The sequence below is a fragment of the Nocardioides sp. genome (assembly GCF_964228225.1).
Taxonomy (GTDB): domain Bacteria; phylum Actinomycetota; class Actinomycetes; order Propionibacteriales; family Nocardioidaceae; genus Nocardioides.
This window is the reverse complement of the sequence record NZ_CAXQZB010000054.1, coordinates 1-13,633: the sequence shown is the minus strand read 5'-3', so window position 1 is coordinate 13,633 and position 13,633 is coordinate 1. Positions and strand designations below refer to the sequence as shown.

Sequence of the window (13,633 nt, the reverse complement as noted above, 5' to 3'; positions counted from 1 at the left end):
TCCTCGACGTGGTGCGCTGCGGCGGTGGGCCCGGCCGGATGGACCGACACCGGAGCCGACCTCCTGCTCGGAGGACGGTGCGTCGGCTGCGCGCGTCCGGGGCGGGCCTGGTGCGCGGCGTGTCGTGCGCGCACGGTCCCGCAGCCGAGAGCCGTCCCGCCGGCGGCCCCGCTGGCGGTGGTGGCCGCCGGTGCCTACGCCGACCCCCTCCGGGCCGCCCTGATCGCGCACAAGGAGCGCGGGATCGCCGCGGTCCGGTCCACGCTCTCGCTGCACCTCGCCACGGCGACGGGTCCCCTGCTGCCCTGGCCCGCGGTCGCGCGGCGCGGCGACGCCGTGCTGCTGGTGCCGGTGCCCTCCCGCCCCACCGCCACGCTGCGGCGCGGCGAGGACCCGCTCCGACTCCTGGTGACGGGGGCCCGCGACCTGCTGCGCGACGCCGTCCCGACCGCCTCGATCGAGGTCGCGCCGCTGCTGCGGTTGCGGGGTGCGGGGGCGGGGGTGCGCGACCAGGCCGGCCGGGGCCGCGCGGCCCGCGCCCGCAACCTCGCGGGGGCGCTCGCCGTGCGTCCCACGGTCCTGGACCGGGTCCGCCGTCGTCACGGCCACGCCCACGTGCTCCTGCTCGACGACGTCGTCACGACGGGGGCCACCCTGCGCGAGGCCGACCGCGCCCTGCGCGCCGTCGGGCTGCGACCGGCGGGCGCGGCCGTGGTGGCCGCCGCGCAGTTTCACACCACTTCTTCAGCCGGGACGCTTCCGCCCCCGCGGGCCACCCACTAACGTCTTGTCATGGAGTCCGTCCGGGTCCGTGGTTGCGTCGGTGGGGATCACCCCGACCGGCTAGCCGATGCCAGTCGCAGGCGAAACGGCCCACGTAACTCGAGCGGCACGGGGGTCTCCCCGCGCCGTGACCGAGGATCACGGTGCGGCTTAGAAGTAAGTCCTGCCTCGCCCCGCCGCCAGATGCGGTCCCCGGGCGGGAGAAGGTCAGTAGTGGCGCCCGAGAGGGCAGATGAGCTGCGAGCACCTCAGCAGGCGGTTGTGGGGTCGAAGACCAGGTCGGCCGGACGGACTCCTGCCCTGCGCCTGCTTGGGAGCAGGGCCGTGCTCGAGTAAACCCACCCACGGGAGGTTGACATGGACATCGTCGTCACCGGGCGGCACTGCGTCATCAGCGAGTCGTTCCGCGGTCACTGCGCGGAGAAGCTCGCGAAGTTGGAGAAGCACGACCACCGGATCCAGCGGGTCCACGTGGAGGTGTCGACCGAGTCCAACCCGCGTCAGCACGACCGCGGGATCCACGTCGAGCTCACCGCCTACACCAAGGGCCCGGTGATCCGCGCCGAAGCCGCCGCCGACCACCAGATGGCCGCCCTCGACCTCGCCCTGGACAAGATGGCCGCCCAGATGCGCCGGGCCTCCGACCGCCGCCGGGTCCACCACGGCCGCCGGACCCCGGTCTCGGTCGGGCAGGCCCTCGCGGCGCCGGCGGCCGAGCCCGTCGTCGAGGAGTACGTCGACCACGCCGTCGGCCCCATCGACATGACCGGCGACGGCCCCATGGTCGTGCGGGAGAAGACTCACCCGGCCGCCCCCATGACCCTGGACCAGGCGCTGTACGAGATGGAGCTCGTCGGCCACGACTTCTACCTCTTCGTCGACAAGGAGTCCGAGCGTCCCTCGGTCGTCTACCGCCGCAAGGGCTACGACTACGGCGTCATCTCGCTCAAGCTCGACGCCTGATTCCTCTCCCACCCACCATCGGATCCACGGGGCCCGCATCGGACTCACCGGTGCGGGCCCCGTGCCGTGGGCCGCGTGGCATGATGCCGGGGTGACTGACGTTCCGGGACGCCCCGCCGCCGAGCCCGAACCCATCCGGGTGCTCGTGGTCGACGACCAGGAGCTCTTCCGGCGCGGCCTGACGATGCTGCTCGCCGTCGAGGCCGGCCTGGAGGTCGTCGGCGAGGCCAGCGACGGCGCGGCCGGCGCCGAGCTGGCGGCCACCACCGCCCCCGACGTCGTCCTGCTCGACGTGCGGATGCCGAAGAAGACCGGGATCGAGGCCTGCCTGTCGATCAAGGAGGCCGTGCCGACGGCCAAGATCATCATGCTCACCGTCTCCGACGAGGAGGCCGACCTCTACGAGGCCGTCAAGAGCGGCGCCTCCGGCTACCTCCTCAAGGACTCCTCGATCGAGGAGGTCGCGCAGGCGATCCGCGTGGTGGCCGACGGCCAGTCCCTCATCAGCCCGTCCATGGCGATCAAGCTGATCGACGAGTTCAAGCAGATGTCGCGCCCCGAGCGCGAGTCCGGCCCCGCGCTGCGCCTCACCGAGCGCGAGCTCGACGTGCTGCGGCTGGTGGCCCAGGGGCTGAGCAACAAGGAGATCGCCGCGCGGCTGTTCATCTCCGAGAACACCGTGAAGAACCACGTGCGCAACATGCTCGAGAAGCTGCAGCTGCACTCGCGCATGGAGGCGGTCATGTACGCGGTGCGGGAGAACCTGCTCGAGCTGCCGTGACCCCCACGGCGCTGAGCGCGGGCCAGGCGCGTCGTATCGCGCTGGCCGCGCAAGGGTTCTGCGACCCGCGGCCGGCGACGCCGTCGCTGCGGACGCTGGACCGGGCGGTGGCGCGCACCGGGGTGCTGCAGATCGACTCCGTCAACGTCCTGCAACGCGCCCACTACCTGCCCCTCTACTCCCGACTCGGCCCCTACGACACCGACCTGCTGCACCGGGCGCAGCGCGCGCGGCCCCGGCAGCCGCGGCGTCTGGTGGAGTACTGGGCCCACGTGCAGGCTCTGATGCCGGTGGAGCTGTGGCCCCTGATGCAGCACCGGATGGACCACTACCGCTCCACCCGGGGCAAGTGGGCCGCCACGGTGGACGACACCACCGCCGACCTGCTGCGCGCGCTGGTGCGCGAGCGCGGCCCCGTGACCGCCCGCGACCTCGAGGCCGCGGTGGGGGGCGGTCCCCGCTCCACCGAGCACTGGGGGTGGAACTGGTCCACGGCGCGCAAGGGCCTGGACTACCTCTTCATGATCGGCGACCTCGCGATCGAGGGCCGCGCCGGCACCTTCGAGGTGCGCTACGACCTGCCCGAGCGGGTCCTGCCCGCCGACGTGCTCGCCCTGCCCGTCCCCGATCCCGCCGACGCCGCACGGGCCCTGGTCGCCCGCGCTGCGCGCTCCCACGGGGTGGCGAGCGTGGCGTGCCTGGCCGACTACTACCGCATGGGCACGGCCCCGACCCGGCGCGCCGTGGCCGAGCTCGTCGAGGCCGGCGAGCTGCTCCCGGTGAGCGTGGCCGGCTGGTCGGCCCCCGCCTTCCTGCACCGCGACGCGCGGCTGCCGCGTCGGGTGGCGGCCGCGACCCTGCTCAGCCCCTTCGACCCGCTGGTCTGGAACCGGGCCCGCACCGAGGCCCTGTTCGGCTTCCACTACCGCATCGAGATCTACGTCCCGGCCGCCCAGCGCCGCTTCGGCTACTACGTCCTGCCGTTCCTGCTCGGCGACCGCCTCGTGGCCCGGGTCGACCTCAAGGCCGACCGCGCCGGCGGCCGGCTGCTCGTGCCCGCCGCCCACGCCGAACCCGGCGCCCCGCCCGAGACCGCCGCCGCCCTGGCCGCCGAGCTCGAGCGGATGGCGGCGTGGCTGGGGCTGGGCGACGTCGTCGTCGAGCGGCGCGGGGATCTGGCCGAGGCCCTCGCGGCCGAGGTCGCGCTCCGCTGATCGGCGGCCCCGTCCCCTCGGGGGTGTGGTGGCCGATGGGGAAGTTCAGGGTCGCGTCGTTAGGATGGTCGGTGGCCTGGGACAGGGCCGTCTTCCGACCTCAGGAGTACCGCACGTGCCCGCGATCATCGACAAGCTCCTCCGTATCGGCGAGGGCAAGACCCTGCGCCAGCTCGAGGCCATCGCGAAGGCGGTGAACGCCATCGAGGAGGAGTTCACGGCGATGAGCGACGCCGAGCTCCAGGCCATGACCCCGGAGTTCAAGCGCCGCTACGCCGAGGGGGAGTCGCTGGACGACCTCATGCCCGCGGCGTTCGCCGTCGTGCGCGAGGCCTCGCGCCGGGTCATCGGCCAGCGCCACTACGACGTCCAGATCATGGGTGGCGCCGCGCTGCACCTGGGCAACATCGCCGAGATGAAGACCGGTGAGGGCAAGACGCTCGTCGCGACCCTCCCGTCCTACCTCAACGCCATCTCCGGCAAGGGCGTGCACGTCGTCACCGTCAACGACTACCTCGCCAAGTACCACGCCGAGTGGATGGGCCGCATCCACCACTTCCTCGGCCTCACCACCGGGGTGATCCTGCCCTCGATGCGTCCGGCCGAGCGTCGCGAGGCCTACGCCTGCGACATCACCTACGGCACGAACAACGAGCTCGGCTTCGACTACCTGCGCGACAACATGGCCTCCTCCATCGAGGACTGCGTGCAGCGCGGCCACAACTTCGCCGTCGTCGACGAGGTCGACTCGATCCTCATCGACGAGGCGCGCACCCCGCTGATCATCAGCGGTCCGACCCAGGACGAGGTCAAGTGGTACGGCGAGTTCGCCGCGATCGCGCGCAAGCTCACCCGCGACGTCGACTACGAGGTCGACGAGAAGAAGCGCACGATCTCGGTGCTCGAGGCCGGCATCACCAAGGTCGAGGACCACCTCGGGATCGAGAACCTCTACGAGTCGGCCAACACCCCGCTCATCTCGTTCCTGAACAACTCCATCAAGGCCAAGGAGCTGTTCCGCAACGACAAGGAGTACGTCGTCATCGAGGGCGAGGTGCTCATCGTCGACGAGCACACCGGCCGCATGCTGGCCGGTCGCCGCTACAACGACGGCCTCCACCAGGCCATCGAGGCCAAGGAGGGGGTGCAGGTCCGCGAGGAGTACCAGACCCTCGCCACCGTCACCCTGCAGAACTACTTCCGCCTCTACGACACGCTCTCGGGCATGACCGGTACGGCCATGACCGAGGCCGCTGAGTTCGACAAGATCTACAAGCTCGGCGTCGTCCCGATCCCCACCAACAAGCCGGTCCAGCGCCTCGACCACGCCGACCTCGTGTACCGCACCGAGGAGGCCAAGTACGACGCCGTCGTCGAGGACATCGAGGAGCGGCACCGCAAGGGCCAGCCCATCCTGGTCGGCACCGTCTCGGTCGAGAAGTCGCAGTACCTCTCCACCAAGCTCAAGGAGCGCGGCATCGCGCACTCGGTGCTCAACGCCAAGGTCCACGCCGACGAGGCCAAGATCGTCGCGATGGCCGGTCACAAGGGCGCGGTCACCGTGGCCACCAACATGGCCGGTCGCGGTACCGACATCATGCTCGGCGGCTCGGTGGAGTTCCTGGCCGACGCCGAGCTGCGCGGCAAGGGCCTGGAGCCCCTCGGCGAGACCGCCGAGGCCTACGACGCCGCCTGGCCCGAGACCCTCGAGCGCATCAAGGCCCAGGTCGCGGCCGAGCACGACGAGGTCCGCGACCTCGGCGGGCTCTACGTCATCGGCACCGAGCGCCACGAGTCGCGCCGCATCGACAACCAGCTGCGTGGTCGGTCCGGGCGTCAGGGCGACCCGGGCGAGTCCCGGTTCTACCTCTCGCTGCAGGACGAGCTCATGCGGCTGTTCAAGTCCGACTGGGTCGACCGGGTGCTCACCATGCTCAAGATCCCGGACGACGTCCCGATCGAGAACAAGCGGGTCACCAGCGCGATCGCGAACGCCCAGGGCCAGGTCGAGTCCCAGAACTTCGAGTCGCGCAAGAACGTCCTCAAGTACGACGACGTCATGGACCGCCAGCGCCAGGTCATCTACGCCGAGCGCCGCGAGGTGCTGGAGGGCGCGGACATCCAGGAGCAGGTGCGCGGCTTCATCGACGACGTCGTCGAGGGCACCGTGCGCGGCGCGCTCGAGGGCTTCGCCGAGGAGTGGGACCTGCCCCAGCTGCTCACCGACCTGCGCCAGCTGTGGCCGGTCGGCCTGACGCTGGAGGACCTCACCGAGCTCGCCGGGGGCGAGCTCGACGCCCTCGACCGCGACGAGTTGATCGCCGCCCTGACCCGCGACGCGCAGGCCGCCTACGACCGCCGCGAGGACGAGGTCGGCGAGGAGGTCATGCGCGAGCTGGAGCGGCGCGTGCTGCTCTCGGTGCTCGACCGCAAGTGGCGTGAGCACCTCTACGAGATGGACTACCTGCGCGAGGGCATCTACCTGCGGGCCTACAGCCAGCGCGACCCGCTCGTGGAGTACCAGCGCGAGGGCTTCGACATGTTCGCCGCCATGATGGACGGCATCAAGGAGGAGACCGTCGGCTTCCTGTTCAACCTCGAGGTCCAGGTCGAGACCGAGCCCGGCCAGGACGGCGTGCTGGAGTTCGACGGCGAAGGCGAGGAGGAGCCGCAGGCGGCTCCGGTGCTGGAGAAGAAGGCGCCGACGGTGCTCGCCAAGGGCCTGGCCCCACAGGCCCCGGCCGCGCTGGCCTACTCCGCCCCCAACGAGGACGGCGAGGCCGAGGTCGTGGCGGCGGCCGCTCCCGAGGACCCCTACGCGGGCGTGGCGCGCAACGCCAAGTGCCCCTGCGGGTCGGGGAAGAAGTTCAAGCAGTGCCACGGCGCCCCCGGCGGGCCCACCGGCCTGACGGCGCGCGCCCAGGGCTGATCCCGCCGCGTCGCGTCCCCGGGGCCCGTCACCGCATCCGCGGTGGCGGGCCCCGGTGCGTGGTGCGCCGTGCAGGTCGGGTCGGTCAGGCGAACTCGAGCGCCGTGCACAGCCAGGTCGGCCCCGCGGCGGTGCGGCGGTGCTCGAAGCGGGCCGCGATCGCACGCGACCGCGCGCCGTACTGCACGTGCGCGCTGCACTCGGCGATTCTCGGGACGCCGGTGGGGTCCTCGAGCAGCAGCACGTGCACGCTGCGCACCCGCGGCCGCACCGCCTGCACCCGGCCGACGCCCGGGGTGTGCCCGGCCGCGCGGGCCACGAGCAGCGCACGACGCTCGAGGTCGGCGTAGACCTCGCGGCGGGTCCAGCGCGCCACCTGGGTGACGGGCCGGTCGCCGCCGATCACCTCCGCGACCGCCTGGAGGTAGCGGCGCGCCCAGTCCTGCACGGCCCGCTCGCGCAGGACCGTCACCGAGCCGTCGCCGGACCGGCGGTGGGCGGGCGCAGGGCGCACCGTGGCCGGTGGGGCCGGCGGGAGCAGGCGGGGCAGGACCTCGAGCGCGAGGGCGCCCTGGACCGACGGGGCGGTGTCGCGGTGCAGGGCGATCACGCGGTCGTCGGTGTGGCCGGTGTCGTCGACGGAGCTGAGGGTCATGCTTCCTCCCGAGAAGCTGGCGGTGACGGGTCGGGCTGGGCCTGGTCGGATCGGATCGGGGCGGGCGGGGCGAGTCGGGCGGGTCGGTGGCGTGTCAGGGCAGCTCGAGGCGCTGTCCGGGACGGAGGAGATCGGGGTCGGAGCCGATCACGTCGTGGTTGAGGGCGTAGAGGTCGGCCACCCGGGCGACGAGGTCGGCGTCCTCGGCGCCGGGTTCGAGCTGCTCGGCGATGCGCCACAGGCTCTCGCCGCGGTGCACGCGGTGGTGGCGCGCCGGATCGACGGGGTCGGCCGCGGCGGCGGGGACCGCCGACGCGGTGGCCGGGCCGGTGCGGACGGCTGCGGCGATCGCCTCTCCGGCGGCCGCGACCGCGCCGGCGCCGTGGGACGGGACCGCGGTAGCCGGGACGGCCGTCGCCGCGGTGACGAGGGCGACGCCGCACAGGGCCAGCAGGGGACGCCGCACCCAGCCGGGCACCCGCGGCGGGGGCGGGGTGTCGCGCCAGACGCTGCGCACCACGTCCACGACGATCAGCCAGCCCCAGCAGGCCGTGCCGCCCAGCGCGAGCAGGGCCGCCCGGTCCAGCGCGGCGGTGAAGTCGGTGGGGGTGTGGCCGCGCAGCGCCGCGGGCATCGTGGCGGCCAGCGTCGCCGCCGTGACGAGGGTGGCGGCGAGGCCGACGAGGACGGAGCGGGTGCGCGGATGCAAGGTCACGAGATCCCCTGGAACGTGTCGTTTGCGTGCGTTTGCCTCAGTCAACGTCCGATCGGGACGTGTCGTCAACCATCTCTCCCCAACCGGATCGGAGTCCGGGGATGAGTGGTTGGGAGGAGCGGTTGGCCGCGGAGCTGGACGACCTCGAGGCCCGGGCGGAGGCGGCGTTCGACGAGGAGCGCGCCGAGGAACTCGCCGACCGGGTGCGGGCGGAGTACGCCCGGGTCGACCTCGCCGGCCGTCTCGCGGCCTCGCTCGGGACGCCGCTGACCCTCGACGTCGTGGGCGTCGGGATGCTGGGAGGGCGGCTCGAGCGGGCCGGCTCCGGGTGGGTGCTGATGGGGCGCGACACGGTCGAGTGGCTCGTGTTCACCCCGGCGGTGGGCGCGGTGCTCGGCGCCTCCGAGCGGTCGGTGCCGGCCGTGGCCCGGCCCGCGACCGCCCGGCTGGGCCCGGCCTCGGTGCTGCGGGCCTGGGAGGAGGAGGGCGGTGGGTGCGTGGTGCACCGCCGCGACGGAGCGCGCCACGAGGGCGTCCTGCGCCGGGTCGGCGCCGACTTCGTCGAACTCGTGACCGCCGGGCCCGAGCACGATGTCGGGCCGGGCGGGGTTCCGGTGCTGCTGCCGTGGACGGCGCTCGCAGCCGTGCGCCGCGACGTTCCGGGCTGAGGCGCCCGGGGTCAGGTGGCGTCGGCGTCGTAGGGCGGGACCTCGCCGGCCAGCAGCGGCTTCTCGCCCTTCTTCAGCAGCGGCTGGTCGTCCTCGGCGTCCTCCATCGCCTCGATGATGTGCTTGCGCACGATCACGCGGGGGTCGAGGTCGCGCAGCTCGAGGTCGGCGTACTCGGGGCCGAGCTCCTCGCGCAGCTCGTCGCGCGCGGCGTTGGCGAGGGTGCGGGCCTTGCGGAGCATCTGGCCCGCCTGCTTGGCGACCTCCGGCAGTCGATCGGGGCCGAAGACGAACACGGCCACCAGCATGATGACCGCCAGCTCCGGCAGTCCGACCCCGAACACGGCGGTTACCGCTTGCCGGCGGGGGAGAGCCCGAGCTGCATCCCGGCCAGACCGCGGCTGCGCCCGGCCAGGGTGCGGGCGATGGTCGTGAGGGCCTGGGCGGCGGGGGAGTCGGGGGCCGCGGCCACCACGGGGGCGCCGGCGTCGCCGCCCTCGCGCAGCGCGACGTCGAGCGGGATCTGGCCCAGCAGCGGCACGTCGTAGCCGAAGCGCTGGCTCAGCGTGGTGGCCACGCGCTGGCCGCCGCCGCTGCCGAAGATCTCCAGCCGCTCCTGGCTGCCGTCGGGGTTGATGTGCAGCAGGTGGCTCATGTTCTCGACGACGCCCACCACGCGCTGGTGCATCATCGAGGCCATCGTGCCGGCGCGCTCGGCGACCTCGGCGGCCGCCTCCTGGGGCGTGGTGACCACCACGACCTCGGCGCCGGGCAGGTGCTGGCCCAGCGAGATGGCGACGTCGCCGGTGCCCGGAGGCAGGTCGAGCAGGAGGGCGTCGAGGTCGCCCCAGTAGACGTCGGCGAGCATCTGCACCAGCGCCCGGTCGAGCATCGGGCCGCGCCAGGCCACGACCTGGTCGCGCCGCGGCTTGAGCATGCCGATGGAGATCACCGAGACCCCGCCCGGGGCGGGCACGGGCATGATGAGGTCCTCGACCTGGGTGGGCCGGGAGTCCGCGACGCCGAGCATGGCGGGCACCGAGTGGCCGTAGATGTCGGCGTCGACCAGGCCCACCTTGAGGCCCTGCGCGGCCATCGCCAGCGCGAGGTTGACCGTGACCGAGGACTTGCCGACCCCGCCCTTGCCGCTGGCGATCGCGTAGACCTTGGTGAGCGAGCCGGGCTGGGCGAAGGGGATCTCCCGCTGCGCCTGCCCGCCGCGCAGCTGCTCGTGCAGGCCGGAGCGCTGCTCGGCCGTCATGACGCCGAGGGTGAGGTCGACGTCGGTGACACCGTCCACGCGGCGCAGCGCGGCGTTGACGTCGCGGGTGATGGTGTCCTTCAGGGGGCAGCCGGCGACGGTGAGCAGCACGGTGAGGCGCACGACGCCCGCGGCGTCGACCTCCCGGCTGTCCACCATGCCGAGCTCGGTGATCGGACGCTTGATCTCGGGGTCCTGGACGGTCGCGAGGGCGGCGTCGATCTGCTCGAGGGTCGGGGTGCTCATGATGACTCCAGTCTAGGTGCCGCGGCCCGGCTCGCCGCCCTCGGCGTCCGGGTGAGACCGGTCGGCCTGGTCGACGAGCTCGGCGAGCAGTGCCCGCAGCTCCGTGCGCAGCTCCGAGCGGACGAAGTCGCGGGTCGCGACCTCGCCCAGCGCCATCCGCAGCGAGGCCACCTCGCGGGCCAGGAACTCCATGTCGGCGTGGGCCCGGCTGGCGGCGCGGCGGTCCTGCTCGGCCACGACCTTGTCGCGCTGCTCCTGGCGGTTCTGGGCCAGCAGGATCAGCGGTGCGGCGTAGGAGGCCTGCAGGCTCAGCGCCAGGGTGAGGAAGATGAAGGGGAAGGGGTCGAAGGCCGCCTCGCCCGGCACCAGTGCGTTCCACGCCACCCACAGCGCGACGAACAGGGTCATGTAGGCCAGGAACCGCGCGGTGCCCATGAACCGGGCGAACTGCTCGGCGAAGACCCCGAAGGCGTCGGCGTCGAACCGGGGTCGCCGCAGCGCGGGGGCCAGGCCGATCCGACGGGGGGTCGGGCGCGGGGTGTCGAGGCGCTCGGGACGCTCGCGCTCAGCCACGGCGGCCTCCCCGCGGCCCTGCGGCCGCACCGGACTCGCCCAGCCCGCGGTCGCGCCAGCCGGCCGGGAGCATGTGGTCGAGCAGGTCGTCGACCGTCACCGCGCCGAGCAGCTGCCCCGCCTCGTCGACCACCGGGGCGGCCACGAGGTTGTAGAGCGCGAGGTGCGCCGCCACCTGGTCGAGGGTGGCGTCGGGTCGCAGCGACTCCAGGGAGTCGTCCAGCGCGCCCGCCACCAGGCTCGAGGGGGGCTCGCGCAGCAGCCGCTGGATGTGGGCGACGCCGATCAGCCGTCCGGTCGGGGTCTGGAGGGGTGGCCGGCACACGTACACCAGCGCCGCCAGCGCCGGGGTCAGGTCGGGGTTGCGCACGTGGGCCAGGGCGTCGGCCACGGTGGCGTCGGGCCCGAGCACCACCGGGGCCGGTGTCATCATCGCGCCGGCGGTGTCCTCGCCGTAGGACAGCAGCCGTCGCACGTCCTCGGCCTCCTCGGGCTCCATGAGGTCGAGCAGGATCTCCGCCGTCTCGGGCGGGAGGTCGGCGATGAGGTCGGCGGCGTCGTCGGGCGACATCTCCTCCAGCACGTCGGCGGCGCGCTCGGTGTCGAGGTGCTCGAGGATCTCGACCTGGTCGCTCTCGGGCATCTCCTCCAGCACGTCGGCCAGCCGCTCGTCGTCCAGCGCCGCCACGACGGCCGTGCGCCGCTCCGGGGGCAGCTCGTGCAGCAGGGTGGCGGCGTCGGCGGGCCGCATCTCGTTGAGCGCGTGGATCAGCTGGGTCGCCCCCTGACCGGCGCCGGCCGGCTCGGCCAGCCCGACGACGTCGCGCCACTCCACGACGTGGGTCGGGCCGCGGCGGCGTCGCAGCCCCTTGCCGGGCTCGGTGACCGCGATCCGGCTCACGACCCAGGTGTGGGTGCGCTCGGGCTCCATGCCGACGTCGTGCACCACCCCGGGCACCCCGGAGTCGCGCAGCGTGACCTCGCGGTCGAGCAGCTCGGCCATCACCAGGGTCTCGGTGGAGCGCTGCTCGTAGCGACGCAGGTCCAGCAGGCCGGTGACGGTGATCTGGGTGGCGTCGATGTGGGTGACCCGCGTCATCGGGATCACGATGCGCCGGCGTCCGAGCACCTCCGCGACCAGGCCGATGACCCGGGGCCGCTCGGTGTCGGAGCGCACGATCACCACGACGTCGCGCACCTTGGCGACCTGGTCGCCGGAGGGGTCGAAGACGGGCAGGCCCACGAGGCGGGCGGCGAAGACGCGTCCGGGTCGGGTGCTCATCGTCGGCCTCCTCGCCGGTCCGGGTGGGCCGGCGCCGGGGCCGGACGTGCCGATCCCATCCAACCACCTCGCGACCGCGACGGTCGTGCGGCGCGGGCGCGGCGGCGGGCGGGACGCGGCCCAGATCACACGTCCATGTCGAGAACGCCACCCTCACGGTGGATTACTCGGAAGTAGTCTATGAGACTGCGTTCCCAGGGGACTCCTGGAGCAAGTCGTCGAGAAGGAGAGCAGCATGCCGCGCCTGTGTCAGACCGAGGGCCTCACCGAGGACCAGATCCAGATCCTCAAGGCCGTTCGCACCTTCACCGAGGAGAAGATCATCCCGGTCGCGACCGAGCTCGAGCACGCCGACGAGTACCCGACCGAGATCGTCGAGGGCCTCAAGGAGCTCGGCGTCTTCGGTCTGATGATCCCGGAGGAGTACGACGGCCTCGGCGAGTCGCTGCTCACCTACGCCCTCGTGGTGGAGGAGATCGCCCGCGGCTGGATGAGCGTCTCCGGTGTCATCAACACCCACTTCATCGTCGCCTACATGATCATGCAGCACGGCACCGAGGAGCAGAAGCGCAAGTACCTGCCCCGCATGGCCACCGGCGAGGTGCGCGGCTCCTTCTCGATGTCCGAGCCCGGCCTGGGCTCCGACGTCTCGGCCATCAGCACCAAGGCCACCCGGCTCGACGACGGCTCGTACTCCATCACCGGTCAGAAGATGTGGCTGACCAACGGCGGCAGCTCCAACCTGATGGCCGTGCTGGTGAAGACCGACGAGGGTGCCGACTCGGTCTACAAGAACATGACGACCTTCCTGGTGGAGAAGGAGTCGGGCTTCGGCGAGACCGCCCCCGGCCTGACCATCCCGGGCAAGATCGACAAGATGGGCTACAAGGGCATCGACACCACCGAGGCCGTCTTCGACAACCACGTCATCGCGGCCGACCAGATCCTCGGCGGCGTCGGCGGCAAGGGCTTCTACCAGATGATGGACGGCGTCGAGGTCGGCCGCGTGAACGTCGCGGCCCGTGCCTGCGGCATCGCCAACCGCGCCTTCGAGCTCGCCATCGACTACGCCCAGCAGCGCGAGACCTTCGGCCAGCAGATCGCCCAGCACCAGGCCATCCAGTTCCGCCTCGCGGAGATGGCCACCAAGGTCGAGGCCGCCCACGCCATGATGGTCAAGGCCGCCCGCATCAAGGACCGCGGCGAGCGCAACGACGTCGAGGCCGGCATGGCCAAGATGCTGGGCGCGGAGTACTGCAACGAGGTCGTCGAGGCCTCCTTCCGCATCCACGGCGGCTACGGCTACTCCAAGGAGTACGAGATCGAGCGCCTCTACCGCGAGTCCGCGTTCATGCTCATCGGTGAGGGCACCAGCGACATCCAGAAGATGATCATCGGCCGCGCGATGCTCAAGGAGTACGCGCGCAAGGGCTGATCCGCCCGCCCCGATCCCCGCGGGCTAGCGTGGTGGGCGTGCTCCTCGAGGACGCCTTCCGTGCCCAGGCCGCCGGCTGCACCGCGCTGGGATCGCCCATGTACGCAGAGCTCCTCGACCGGGCCGCC

Annotated in this window: 13 protein-coding genes; 7 read left to right on the top strand and 6 right to left on the bottom strand. The window is 72.7% G+C overall.

From position 1 onward, the window contains the following. Positions 1-180: 180 nt before the first annotated feature. From ACERUJ_RS13910 to secA, 5 genes are all read left to right on the top strand, one after another. Entirely contained in the window at positions 181-783 is a 603-nt protein-coding gene (locus tag ACERUJ_RS13910) for a ComF family protein (RefSeq protein ID WP_370249245.1), read from the top strand. A gap of 357 nt (positions 784-1,140) precedes the next feature. Then, a complete protein-coding gene (gene hpf, locus ACERUJ_RS13905; RefSeq protein WP_370249244.1) occupies positions 1,141-1,746 on the top strand; it encodes a ribosome hibernation-promoting factor, HPF/YfiA family in 606 nt (201 codons plus the stop codon). 91 nt (positions 1,747-1,837) lie between these two features. Then, positions 1,838-2,527, top strand: a complete 690-nt coding sequence (locus tag ACERUJ_RS13900) for a response regulator (RefSeq protein WP_370249242.1) — start codon at positions 1,838-1,840, stop codon at positions 2,525-2,527. Then, complete coding sequence (locus ACERUJ_RS13895; protein WP_370249241.1) at positions 2,524-3,741, top strand: winged helix-turn-helix domain-containing protein; 1,218 nt, start codon at positions 2,524-2,526, stop codon at positions 3,739-3,741. The genes ACERUJ_RS13900 and ACERUJ_RS13895 overlap by 4 nt, the downstream gene beginning before the upstream one ends. Positions 3,742-3,856: 115 nt before the next feature. After that, entirely contained in the window at positions 3,857-6,670 is a 2,814-nt protein-coding gene (secA, locus tag ACERUJ_RS13890; RefSeq protein ID WP_370249240.1) for a preprotein translocase subunit SecA, read from the top strand. An 85-nt stretch (positions 6,671-6,755) separates the two neighbouring features. Here secA and ACERUJ_RS13885 read toward each other — a convergent pair whose 3' ends face one another. Both ACERUJ_RS13885 and ACERUJ_RS13880 read right to left on the bottom strand, forming a co-directional pair. Further along, positions 6,756-7,325, bottom strand: coding sequence for an Rv3235 family protein (locus ACERUJ_RS13885; protein ID WP_370249239.1), 570 nt, complete (start codon positions 7,323-7,325; stop codon positions 6,756-6,758). A 94-nt stretch (positions 7,326-7,419) separates the two neighbouring features. Continuing rightward, positions 7,420-8,040, bottom strand: coding sequence for a LysM domain-containing protein (locus tag ACERUJ_RS13880; protein ID WP_370249238.1), 621 nt, complete (start codon positions 8,038-8,040; stop codon positions 7,420-7,422). A gap of 101 nt (positions 8,041-8,141) precedes the next feature. Between ACERUJ_RS13880 and ACERUJ_RS13875 the strand changes: the two genes are divergently transcribed. Next, positions 8,142-8,708 carry a hypothetical protein gene (locus ACERUJ_RS13875; protein WP_370249237.1) on the top strand — a complete coding sequence of 189 codons (567 nt, stop codon included), beginning with the start codon at positions 8,142-8,144 and terminating at the stop codon, positions 8,706-8,708. Between the two features lie 11 nt (positions 8,709-8,719). Here the strand turns inward: ACERUJ_RS13875 and ACERUJ_RS13870 are convergent, their stop codons facing one another. The 4 genes from ACERUJ_RS13870 to ACERUJ_RS13855 are packed head-to-tail and all read right to left on the bottom strand — an operon-like array spanning position 8,720 to position 12,070. Next, positions 8,720-9,052, bottom strand: coding sequence for a sec-independent translocase (locus ACERUJ_RS13870; RefSeq protein WP_370249236.1), 333 nt, complete (start codon positions 9,050-9,052; stop codon positions 8,720-8,722). A 5-nt stretch (positions 9,053-9,057) separates the two neighbouring features. Next, positions 9,058-10,215: an Mrp/NBP35 family ATP-binding protein gene (locus tag ACERUJ_RS13865; protein ID WP_370249235.1), complete on the bottom strand. Its 1,158-nt coding sequence runs from the start codon at positions 10,213-10,215 to the stop codon at positions 9,058-9,060. Between the two features lie 12 nt (positions 10,216-10,227). Continuing rightward, positions 10,228-10,788, bottom strand: a complete 561-nt coding sequence (locus tag ACERUJ_RS13860; RefSeq protein ID WP_370249234.1) for a DUF1003 domain-containing protein — start codon at positions 10,786-10,788, stop codon at positions 10,228-10,230. After that, positions 10,781-12,070 (bottom strand): magnesium transporter MgtE N-terminal domain-containing protein, encoded by a 1,290-nt coding sequence (locus ACERUJ_RS13855; RefSeq protein ID WP_370249233.1) that lies wholly within the window; start codon positions 12,068-12,070, stop codon positions 10,781-10,783. The genes ACERUJ_RS13860 and ACERUJ_RS13855 overlap by 8 nt, the downstream gene beginning before the upstream one ends. Before the next feature lie 235 nt (positions 12,071-12,305). Between ACERUJ_RS13855 and ACERUJ_RS13850 the strand changes: the two genes are divergently transcribed. Then, positions 12,306-13,505, top strand: coding sequence for an acyl-CoA dehydrogenase family protein (locus ACERUJ_RS13850; protein WP_370249231.1), 1,200 nt, complete (start codon positions 12,306-12,308; stop codon positions 13,503-13,505). Positions 13,506-13,633: the final 128 nt, after the last annotated feature.

Bases quoted from the DNA above. Each gene is read 5' to 3' on its own strand.
- hpf (WP_370249244.1), top strand. From the start codon at position 1,141: ATGGACATCGTCGTCACCGGGCGGCACTGCGTCATCAGCGAGTCGTTC.
- ACERUJ_RS13885 (WP_370249239.1), bottom strand. From the start codon at position 7,325: ATGACCCTCAGCTCCGTCGACGACACCGGCCACACCGACGACCGCGTG.
- ACERUJ_RS13875 (WP_370249237.1), top strand. From the start codon at position 8,142: ATGAGTGGTTGGGAGGAGCGGTTGGCCGCGGAGCTGGACGACCTCGAG.
- ACERUJ_RS13865 (WP_370249235.1), bottom strand. From the start codon at position 10,215: ATGAGCACCCCGACCCTCGAGCAGATCGACGCCGCCCTCGCGACCGTC.
- ACERUJ_RS13855 (WP_370249233.1), bottom strand. From the start codon at position 12,070: ATGAGCACCCGACCCGGACGCGTCTTCGCCGCCCGCCTCGTGGGCCTG.
- ACERUJ_RS13850 (WP_370249231.1), top strand. From the start codon at position 12,306: ATGCCGCGCCTGTGTCAGACCGAGGGCCTCACCGAGGACCAGATCCAG.